We start from the raw sequence: 10318 nt of genomic DNA, 5'->3' as shown, positions 1-10318 counted from the left end.
CTTGGCCAGGGCCTCGCGGGCGCCGGCGTCACGCTGGTGCTTCCACGCCGCGAGCAGCGACGTGTACAGGCCTTCCCGACGAAGCAGGGCACCCTTGCCGGCCTTGTCGAGGGTCTCGTACTCGGCCGGGATCCGCGCCTTGTACGCGGCGGTGTATGTCCTTGTTCGGGGCTTTGCTGGTACCTCGGGGTCGGGTTCCGGATGATGCAATGTCACGGGGGTGGATCTCCTTGCACGCCCTCACGGGTCAGAGTTTCAGCAGCTCAGGCCGCCTCCTTCAAGGTTGCCACAGAGGGTCCCGGCGCGCGATGCCGGCGGGGCGTCGGCGATGCTGTGCGCGTGGAGTACGTGTCCAGAGTGTCGCGACCGCCGCTGGACGGGCTGATCGACGACCTTTACTACCTGGAGGGTGCGCCGCCGTACGCCCGGCTGACGCTGCCGCCGATGCCGGCGGCGTTGCTCATCGTCAACCTCGGGGCGCCGTTCCGCATCCGCGCCGGCACCGACATCGAGACGGCCGAGTACGCCGACGGCTGCGTGGTCACCACGCCCACCCGCGCGTTGGAGTTCGGCTACCCACGCCGGACCCGGTCCGTCGGCGTGCACTTCAAGCCGTGGGGGCTGGCGCCGTTCCTGCCGATGCCCGCGGCCGAGCTGTGTGACCGGCCGGTGACGGTAGAGCAGGTTTGGGGCCGGCCCGCCATTGCTGAGCTGCGAGACCGGCTGGCCACGGCGGACGGACCGCACGAGATGCTGACGCTGCTCGAGGAGGAGCTGATGCGACGGCTGTGCGAGACCGCCGGCCTGGGGCTGGTCAGCCATACGAGCAGCGTCATCGCGGCGACCAGCGGTGCGGTGGCGATTGGCGACCTGAGCGTGGCAGCCGGTGTCAGCAGCACTCATCTGGCACAGCGGTTCAAGGAGCTCATCGGCGTCACGCCGAAGCGGCTGGCCCGCACCTACCGCTTCGCCGCCACCGTGTTCGCGATCAACCCCGCCGTTCCGATCGACTGGGGCGACCTCGCCGGTGGCGCAGGCTACTTCGACCAGGCCCACTTCGGCCACGAGTTCCGGGCGTTCACCGGGCTCACGCCGACCCGGTACGTCGAAGTCCGGCGGCGGTTCCTGCGCGAACATCCCGGCCACGCGCTGGACGGCTGGCCGCTGCCGGCGGATTGATTTCTTACAAGAGCGACAGCTCACGACACGCTAATTTAGGGGCATCCCAAAGCAGAGGAGAGCCCCGTGGGCAAGGTGGTCATGTACAGCTCGGTGTCGGTGGACGGCTTCGTCGCGGACGAGAATGACCAGCCCGGACCGCTGTTCGAATGGTTGTCCAGCGGTGACGTCCCGTTGGACGAGAGCGGCGAGGTGAAGGTGTCGCAGACGTCCTACGACTACACCCGGCCGTACTGGGACTAGATCGGGGCGACAATCGTCGGCCGCCACGTCTTCGACATGACGGACGGCTGGGACGGGAAGCCTCCGGGCGGGATCGACCACGTGGTCGTCGTGACGCACCGGCCGGAGCCCGAGGGCTGGGACCCGGAGGCGCCGTTTCACTTCGTCGACGGCGTCGAGGCAGCCGTGGCCAAGGCGCAGGAGCTTGCGGGTGACCGCATGGTCGAGGTCGCCGCTGGCGACGTCGGTGGCCAGGTGCTTGCCGCGGGCCTGATCGACGAGGTGCGCATGGACGTCGTGCCCGTCGTGTTCGGGTCCGGCAAGCGCTACTTCGGGTCGGTCGACGCGCAGCATCTGTTGGAGGATCCTGACGTGGTGATTCAGGGCAACCGGGTGCTTCACCTGCGCTATCGGGTGCGCCGTTGACCGATCTGAGCGGTACGCGAAGAAGTCCACTGCGAACGGTGACACAAGATCGGGCCTCCGGCTGCGTTTGCGCATCGCTGTCCCTGGTCGGGCAGCCGACGCCGATCCGCCCCAGCACCTCACCTGCGGCAAGTTCAACTCAAGATCACTGGTTGCCGGTTTCCGTCGTATCTTGGTGCCGACCCCCCTCCCTTGTCCGAACACCGACGCCGCTTCGCTGTCGGCCTGGTCGCTCGGTCAGTTGCATGAGCCGATGGTCGCTGCCCGTTGCGGAAGTCGGCTGACTCGGCTGGCGGAGGTGGCGGCGGCCCGCAGACGGATGATCTCGTCGTGTTGAGCGGCGAGTCGCGCGAGGGTCTGGAACTCGGTGAAACTCGACGTTGTTCCCGGGAGGTCCACACGCCCGCGTCCTCCCGTCCATGCCCGCATGAGTCGTCCGAGGGTACTGCAATGGGTAGGCACGCCGGCATCCAGCAACGTCGTGCGTCCGCGGCATGATCACGCGCGCGCACATCGGCATGTGCGTATGGCGGCCGAGTCAGCACTTCGTAACGCCGCGTAGCGCGCGGATCGCGGCAGATGTGCGCATCCGATCAAGTAGCCAGATCGTCTCCTCCTGTCGTTGTTGGTCGAGATCGGGACTGCTTGCGAGGACGCCGCAGCCATGCTGCTGAGGCGTTGCGGCAGCGGTTGGCCGCCGTGGTGGTTGATCGCTACTGTGCATCGGTGGCCCGTGCACAGCTCACCGCCGAGTTGGTGGTTGATGGTCGTGTTCCGCAGGCATTGGCGCTGTCGCCGGACGGCAAGTGGGTCGCCTACGTGGTCGCCCCGGTCGGGCGGGCTGGTGATCACCTGGTCAGCGAACTCTGGGTCGCCGCCGTCGACGGGACCGGGTCTCCGCGACGATTGACCTCGGGTGAGGCGTACGATTCGGCGCCGCGGTGGGCTGCGGATTCGCTGTTGATCTACTTCCTCTCCGACCGGGCCGAGCGTGGCACGGCGCAACTGCACCGGGTGGGGCTGGTCGACGGTGTCGTGCAGGCGGTCACGTCCTGGGCCGGTGGGGTGTCCGGTCACCTCCCGCTGGCCGATCCGGACCTGGTCGTGGTGATCGCGGCCGATGAACCGTCCGCTGAGGACGAACGTCGGGACAGAGAGCGCGACGACGCTCGGGTGTGGGGCGAACGCGTACGCCCGGACCGGCTGCGGCTGCTCGACGTACGGAGCCGGGAGGTCCGGACACCGGATACGTTCGGCGATCGCCATGTCGTCGAGGTGGCCCAGCGGCCCGGCGATGGAACGCTGGCGGTCCTCACCTGGTCGACCCCCGACGTGGACCCGGGCCTGGTCAAGCCCGGTCTCCACCTCCTCGACCCGGACACCGGCGTGACGCGGGACCTCGGCCCGGCCGCAGCGGACGCGTCGTCGCTCGTCTGGTGGCCCGCCGACGACGGCTGGCACCTGGCATATGTCGCGAAGACCCCGCCCGCTCTGGCGGGCGGACACGCGGTTCTCGATGTCGCCGTACCGGTGAACGGGCCGGTGGGCGAGCACCGTAACCTGACCGCCGGCACGACCGCCTGCCCGAGCAACCTGGTTCAGGTCGACACCGGTCCGCCGCTGGTGCTGGTCGCCGACGGGCTCGATACCGCGATCCACCGGCTCGATCCAGCCGGGCCCAACCTCGTCGAGGTGTCCCGGGTCGACGGCCTCGCGACGTCGTTGACCACAAACCGGCACGGTGACGCCGTCGCGGCGGTCGTCAGCACGTCCTACGAGCCCGGAAACGTCCACGCCGGCCCCACGAGCGGGCCGCTGACGAGGCTGACCGACCTCAGGCCCGAACTCCACGCCATCCGGTGGGGTGTCCAGGAACGCCTGTCATACGAGGCATCCGACGGGCTGGCCCTGGACGGCCTGCTGATCCTGCCCGCCGGCCGGTCCCACAAGGACGGGCCATTTCCGCTGGTGACACTGGTCCACGGCGGCCCGTACGACCGGCACGCCGACCGGCTCATGCTCGGCTGGCACCCGTCCGGCCAGTGGCTGGCGACCGCGGGCTACGCCGTGTTTCTGCCGAACCCGCGCGGCGGCCAAGGGCACGGCCACGACTTCGCGGTGCGCGTCGCCGGTGCGGTCGGCCTGGACGAGTGGACCGACATCTGCGCCGGCATCGACCTGCTCATCGCCGATGGCGTCGCCGACCCCGACCGGCTGGGCATCGGCGGCTGGAGCCACGGCGGGTTCATGGCCGCCTGGGCGGTCGGGCAGGCCGACCGGTTCAAGGCCGCCGTGATGGGCGCCGGCATCAGCGACTGGGGAATGCTCGCCGCAACCGGAGAACAGGGGCCGTTCGAGTCGGCCCTCGGCGGTAGCAGTGGCTGGGACGGACCGGGTCCACACCGCCACGACCGGCTCAGCCCGATCTCGTACGCCTCCAAGGTCCGCACGCCGGTGCTGATCCTGCACGGCGAGAACGACACCAACGTTCCGGTATCACAGGCGGAGTTCTTCCACCGCGCGCTACGCAGGTTCGGAGTCGAGCACGAGTACGTTGTCTATCCCCGAGAGAACCACTCGATCCGCGAACGCAACCACCAACTCGACGTACTCCGCCGCACCCGCGCATGGTTCGACCGGTGGCTCGGATGACCCAACGTCCGACCGCCACGACCGCCACGGCCGATGCGGCTGACAGCGGCAGGCCAGGCCACCCAATTCCAGAAACAGGGCGGCAAGCCGCGGCAGGCGTTGACCCAGTTGCTGATCGTCGTCGAAGTTCCACAGCAGCCACGGCACTCATCTCGGAAGATCAGGATGCCGAGCGGTAGCGGCCGCCGTCACGCTCCGCCATGCGCGGATCGCGGCAGATGTGTGCACCTGATCATCATCGAAAGGTCGCGAATCGATTGCGCTGACCTTGGTCTCCCTACCTGAGCGCGAACATTGACCTCAACCAAGCTTCAGCTTGAACACTGGCCAGGACGCTGCCTCACGTGAAGGGTGCTAAACATGCGCGCAATCCAGGTGGCCGTGTTCGGCGGCCCGGAGGTGCTGTCCCCCGCGGAACTGCCCGACCCGGCGCCCGGACCCGGCCAGGTCGTCGTCGGCATGGCTGCGGCGGACGTCATTCTCCTCGACACCCTGCTGCGCAGCGGCTGGGGTCAGGACTTCTTCCCGCGGATGTTGCCGTACGTGCCAGGTGGCGGAGGAGCGGGCGCGGTGGTGGAGACCGGCGAAGGGGTGGACCCGGCATGGATCGGTCGGCGTGTGGTCGTACGGACCAGCACCGGTTACGCCGAACGAGTCGTCGCGCACGTCGAGGAGATCATGCCCGTGCCCGACGGGCTGGCCATCGAGGCGGCGGCCGCGCTGGTGCACGACGGCGTGACCGCGCTCAGCCTGGACCGGCTGGGCACGCCGGAGAAGGGAGAATGGGTGCTGGTCTCAGCGGCTGCCGGCGGAGCCGGATCACTGCTGGTGCAGCTGGCCGCCGACGCCGGAGCCCGGGTGGTCGCCGCCGCATCCAGCGACGTCAAACTGGCACTGGCCCGCGAGCTGGGCGCGGAGGTTGCCGTCGATTACACGCGGTCGGACTGGATCCGCCGGGTGCGTGAGGCGACCGGTGGCGGCGCCGCGCTGGTCTACGACGGGGCGGGTGGCCCGCTCGGCGCGGCCGCCTTGGACGCGGTGGCCGACGGCGGCCGGTTCGTCACCTACGGCACCGCCGACGGCTTCGCCGCACCGGATCCTGAGTCGGCCGCGCGCCGCGGCATACGGGTGCTCGCTCCGCTACTCGACGGCCCACCGAACCAGAAGACCGTGCGCGAACTGCTAGGCCTGGCACTGGAACGGGCCGCGGAGGGACGCCTGCGCCCGGCGATCGGCGCCACCTACCCGCTGGAGCAGGCCACTGACGCCCACCGCGCACTTGCCGCGCGCACGACGGTGGGCAAGTCACTGTTGCTGATCGGCGGCCAAACGGCCAGCTGACTTGCCGTCGATGCCGATGGCGCATGGAACCCATTCGCCACTGCTTCAGCGCTGGCTCTCTACTCCGGCTACGGGCGCGACACGGTCTGGCGTCTGCTCAACATCCGCACATCGGCTATGAGAGGGTGTTCCGCCTGGCTGAGGGCGCAATCACCGGCGGTGATGTCTGGGCCAAAGACCAGGGCATCCGTCAAGCATGTGCTGGGACGGACCTGGGCCACATCTCTTCCAGTTGATGGGTGACAGTTCGTCGGCCGACAGCGCCCGCGCCCGCCGTCCCGGCTGCTCGGGTTGCCAGCCTCGCTGGTCGCCCAGGACACCGTCATCGCGCTCGCCCTGTGCGGCTACTGGCTGGAACGGCGAAACCGCCAGGCTCCATGACGGGCAAGGCTGGGCGGACACTCCACTCGGCCTAGGCGGCGGAGCGGTTCGAGGCGTCGGCAACGGGTAGACGGCGGTCTGGTCGAGAGGAGGATCCAGGTGGTCTACGAGGATTTTGTTGAGGCAGTGGCCAGGCGGACAGGGGTGTCGGCCGATCAGGCGGAGACGATAGCCCGGGCGACGTTGGAGACGTTGGCAGATCGGATCAGCGGAGGCGAGGCGAATGATCTCGCCGATCAGCTTCCCGAAGGGCTTGACGATCCCCTGCGCAAGACTCGGGAACACCCCGAGTCGTTCGGGCTCGGGGAGTTCGTTCAGCGGGTGACGGCACGCGCCGGCGTCGACGGTGTGCTCGCCAGTGCCGGCGTCCGCGCGGTGCTCACCACACTGCGTGAGGCTGTCCCGGCTGAGGAGTTCCAGGACATGGTGGCTCAACTCTCGAAGGACTTCTGGCAGGTGGCCGAACCGGTGGGCCTCCGTCCCGGTGAACGACGGGCCCGCTAGTGGTCGTCACACCGCGTGACAAACCCGCCGCCTGCTACCGCGCGATGGAGAGTGCGCGCCAGGGACGCGCGGACAGCGGCAGGGCATGCGTAGGTCGTTTTGTGTCAAGCTCTTGGCCGGTGCCTCGGCCGTCGTCTGTCCCTGCATAGCGGTGATGGGGTTCGTCCCCAGCAACGTGTAATCGGGTTGATGAGACGACGGGCCGGGGCTGCCCATGATGAGCGTCGAGATCACGTTGTGTCTCAATGCCGCGCAGGGCTCGCCCCGACCGTCGGGCGGCGTCGCGGTCCTGCACGTTGGCGCCGGTGACCAGGATCGCGAGCAGTAGTCCGCAGGTGTCGACGGCGATGTGCCGTTTCCGGCCGTTGACCTTCTTCCCCGCGTCGTAGCCACGCCCGGGCCGGCCGACGGTCTCCGCGCCGCGTACCGACTGGGAGTCGACCAGCGCGGCGGTCGGCTGCCGGGTGCGGCCCTCGACCTGTTCGCGGACCTGTTCACGCAGACTGTTGTGCATCCGGTTCAAGGTTCCGTCGCGGGTCCAGGTCGTGAAGTAGTGGTAGACCAGCTTGTGGTGGGGGAAGTCGGCGGGCAGCGCATCCCACTGGCAGCCGGTCCGGTCGAGGTAGCGGATCGCGTCCACCACGTCCCGGCGGGGGTAGGTGATCGGCCGGCCGCGTCCGGTCCCGGCCGGCACGTGCGGGGCCAGGACGGCCCATTCGGCATCCGTGGTGTCGGACGGATAGTGCCGTGGCCGGGCGGTCGGCAGGTGATCGGCGAGGCTGCCCGGGGCGGTAGATGCGGCGACACCGGCGACAAGGTATACAGACAGGGTTGGTCCTTCGGTCGTGCTGGTTTAGTCGCCTTTGCTCGTACCGAAGGCCCTTCCCCATGTCACGCCGCCACGCCGGGCACCGGCACCGGCACGATCATCGATCTCGCACCCGATCCGGCGGTCGCCCGAACCCCTTATTTACCAGGCTCTTAGCTTGTCGTTTAACCTGTCTGCTCTCGTCGTTCGGTGATGGATCGGGCGCGTTTGACGGTCTTCCCGACGTCGTAGCTGGGCGCGGGTTGCCGGTTCTTCGAGCCTGGTGGCCGTCCGGGTCCGGCCTTGCCGGGTTTCGGTGCACTGGCGGGGTGGGTGGTCTTCGGGTGGATGTGGCGAAACCCGCGGCGGACCCGGGCTGGGGTGAGCCGGTCTGGGTCGGCGGGTCGTTCCCAGGGCCGGCGGAGGTCCTCGGCGAGGCCGCGGGCGAGGCGTAGCTGGGTGTGGCAGGCGATGACCAGCCAGGTCCACCGGTCAGCCGCGTCGGGTGTGCGGATCTTGGGCTGGGTCCAGCCCAGCGTCTGTTTGAGCAGCCGGAATGTGTGTTCGAGGTCGAATCTGCGCAGGTAGGACTGCCAGCTGCGGTCCACGTCCGCGCCGGTGGCCGCGGTGATGGAGGTCCACAGCCAGACCGGTTTCGGGTGGCGGTCGCCGGGCAGGTGGTCGACCTGCAGCCGGATCAGGGTGCCTTCGATGATCGGCAGGTCGCCGTCGTGGTCGAGCCAGCAGGTGCGGCGGGTCAGCCGTGGGTGGACCCGGTCCCAGGCGGTCGCGGTGGCGGTGCCGTAGCGGGTGGTCTGCGTGGTGGTGACGGTTTGCGGTGCTGGCCAGGTGTCAGGGTCGGCGAGGGCGAGTTCGGGGCCGTGTTTGGGTGGCCGGCCCGTCGTCCCGGGTAGCCGTGGGGGTGGTGGCAGGGCCATCACCCGGTCCGAGCGCAGCCGTCCGAGCAGGTCCACGGGCAGGTCGGCGAGGAGGAACGCCAGGCGGGGGATGTCGTAGCCTGCGTCGCACACGATCAGGATCCGCGGATCGCCCGGCGCGTGGTGGCCGGCGGCGATGAGGCGTTGTACGACGGCGCGTAGCTGGTCGACAGTGACGGCGGCCGCGTCGTCGGCCGGGCCGAGCCGGACGGCGTCGAGGAGGGCCGTCCAGGAGGTCCGGCCGCTTTCCAGGGCCGCGACGAATGAGTACGGCCAGCCCGGGATCAACTGCGACTGGCTCCTGGCTCGGCCGTAGACGTGGCAGAACAACCGGTCCGGGCTGGTCTGGGCGTCGGAGCGCAGCCAAGGGCTGACGTCGACAGCGAGGACGATCCGCCCGTCGGCGGCCCGCGGCACCGGCAGGCCCGCCATGCTGCGCCGCAGCCGCGCGACGTCGACGCGTCCGCAGTTCAACCCGTCGTACATGCCGCCGTGGCCACGGCGGTGCTCGGGCGCCAACACCAGATCGACCAGCGACCTGACCGGCCCGTCCGTACACAACAGCGCGTCAGTCACCTCGAACAGGACGTCAGCGCGGGCGGTCAGACAGCGGTAGAACTCGGTCCGGAACGTGGACAGCACCGCTAAAGCCTCGACGCGGGCAGCGTCATCCAGCACACTCATCCTCACGGCCTTGGTGTCGATCATTGATGTCTTCAGCAACATCCATGATCACGCCAAGGCCGCTCACTGTCCACAGTGCGCAGCCCGATCCCGAGCCAAACCCGCAGCTAATCGAGCCGGCAGGTTAAACGACAAGGTGTGCCACGAACGCAAGGAGGAGCTTATGTAGGTAGAGCGACTTTATGCGGTGCTGTGCAGGAGATGAAGGTTGGCCCTTCGGAGTCGCCCTGCGGGGGGAGGTTCCAAACCGCCACATGCTGCGGAAGTGGTAACGCGACCGTGGTGAGCGATGTGGAAAAGGCACTGATTGAAGTGTCAGGTGGGGATCAGGAAGACGAGCGTGAGCGAATCACTGACGACGTGTCGTTATTTAACTTCAGGTGGCATCAAAACCGGGGTGCCTTGTTGATCCCGGGAAGAGCCTGGCGGATACCCGTTTACTGGCCAGGTGGTGTCCGGCATGGAGGTGACGTGAGCCTGATCTGCTGCTCCTGCATGGAACGTGGGAAGGCATGTCTCGACACCGCTGCCCCGTAGGGGGTGCGAGAGGGAGCGCTCCGAGCGGCTGACACCGCAAGGGGTTGAGTACCGTCGCGAGGCGTGCTGGCGGACCGGCTCGTAGTAGTGCCGAAGCCCCTGTAATGGGGGTGGAGCGAAGGGGCCGGGTCATCCGTGGCTGTGTGTGTCTGGTCAACCGGACTTTTTTCGGGAGGAGCCGATGGACAAGCTGAAGTCACCAGCGAAGCCGTTTGAGATTTCGAAGTGGGAGGTCTGGGAGGCGTTTCGTGAGGTGAAGCGCAATCAGGGTGCGCCGGGGGTGGACGGGCAGTCCATCGCCGACTTCGAGGCCGATCTGGAAGACAACCTTTACAAGATCTGGAATCGGATGTCGTCGGGGACGTATTTTCCGCCTCCGGTGCGAGCGGTGGAGATTCCGAAACAGCACGGCGGCGGCACGAGGATGCTCGGCGTCCCCACCGTCGCCGACCGGGTCGCGCAGACGGTGGTAGCCAGGCACTTGGGGATCCGGGTGGATCCAATATTCCACGAGGATTCCTACGGTTACCGGCCGAATCGGTCGGCTCTGGATGCGGTCCAGCGTTGCCGGCAACGGTGTTGGAAGAAAGACTGGGTGATCGATCTTGACATTCAGAAGTTCTTCGACAGCGTCCGGTGGGACCTC

At 68.3% G+C, this 10318-nt stretch carries 7 protein-coding genes and 2 pseudogenes; 6 read left to right on the top strand and 3 right to left on the bottom strand.

Going from position 1 to position 10318, the window contains the following annotated elements; translation table 11 throughout:
• Positions 1-216, bottom strand: a pseudogene (locus JNW87_RS27945) (hypothetical protein); the annotation flags it as partial.
• A gap of 123 nt (positions 217-339) precedes the next feature.
• Between JNW87_RS27945 and JNW87_RS27940 the strand changes: the two are divergent.
• The 5 genes and pseudogenes from JNW87_RS27940 (at position 340) to JNW87_RS27920 (ending at position 6705) form a co-directional block, all read left to right on the top strand.
• Positions 340-1179, top strand: a complete 840-nt coding sequence (locus tag JNW87_RS27940) for a helix-turn-helix domain-containing protein (RefSeq protein ID WP_236648441.1) — start codon at positions 340-342, stop codon at positions 1177-1179.
• A gap of 66 nt (positions 1180-1245) precedes the next feature.
• Positions 1246-1827, top strand: a pseudogene (locus JNW87_RS27935) (dihydrofolate reductase family protein).
• A 726-nt stretch (positions 1828-2553) separates the two neighbouring features.
• Entirely contained in the window at positions 2554-4479 is a 1926-nt protein-coding gene (locus JNW87_RS27930) for a S9 family peptidase (protein WP_236648440.1), read from the top strand.
• Positions 4480-4839: 360 nt separating this feature from the next.
• Positions 4840-5820, top strand: a complete 981-nt coding sequence (locus JNW87_RS27925; protein WP_109804796.1) for a zinc-binding dehydrogenase — start codon at positions 4840-4842, stop codon at positions 5818-5820.
• Positions 5821-6300: 480 nt separating this feature from the next.
• On the top strand, positions 6301-6705 hold the full coding sequence (locus JNW87_RS27920) for a DUF2267 domain-containing protein (RefSeq protein WP_161557982.1): 405 nt from the start codon (positions 6301-6303) through the stop codon (positions 6703-6705).
• Between the two features lie 34 nt (positions 6706-6739).
• Here JNW87_RS27920 and JNW87_RS27915 read toward each other — a convergent pair whose 3' ends face one another.
• Positions 6740-7471 (bottom strand): IS5 family transposase, encoded by a 732-nt coding sequence (locus JNW87_RS27915; protein WP_255420241.1) that lies wholly within the window; start codon positions 7469-7471, stop codon positions 6740-6742.
• A 227-nt stretch (positions 7472-7698) separates the two neighbouring features.
• On the bottom strand, positions 7699-9135 hold the full coding sequence (locus JNW87_RS27910) for an NF041680 family putative transposase (RefSeq protein WP_109804799.1): 1437 nt from the start codon (positions 9133-9135) through the stop codon (positions 7699-7701).
• A gap of 718 nt (positions 9136-9853) precedes the next feature.
• Here JNW87_RS27910 and JNW87_RS27905 point away from each other — a divergent pair.
• On the top strand, positions 9854-10318 hold a 465-nt coding region (locus JNW87_RS27905), incomplete at its 3' end, for a reverse transcriptase domain-containing protein (RefSeq protein ID WP_255544425.1).

Origin of the sequence: Micromonospora sp. ATA51, from assembly GCF_016802855.1 — a bacterium.
In the GTDB taxonomy this organism is placed as follows: Bacteria; Actinomycetota; Actinomycetes; order Mycobacteriales; family Micromonosporaceae; genus Micromonospora; species Micromonospora sicca.
The sequence above is the reverse complement of the archived record's forward strand: the minus strand, read 5'-3'. Positions and strand labels throughout refer to the sequence as shown.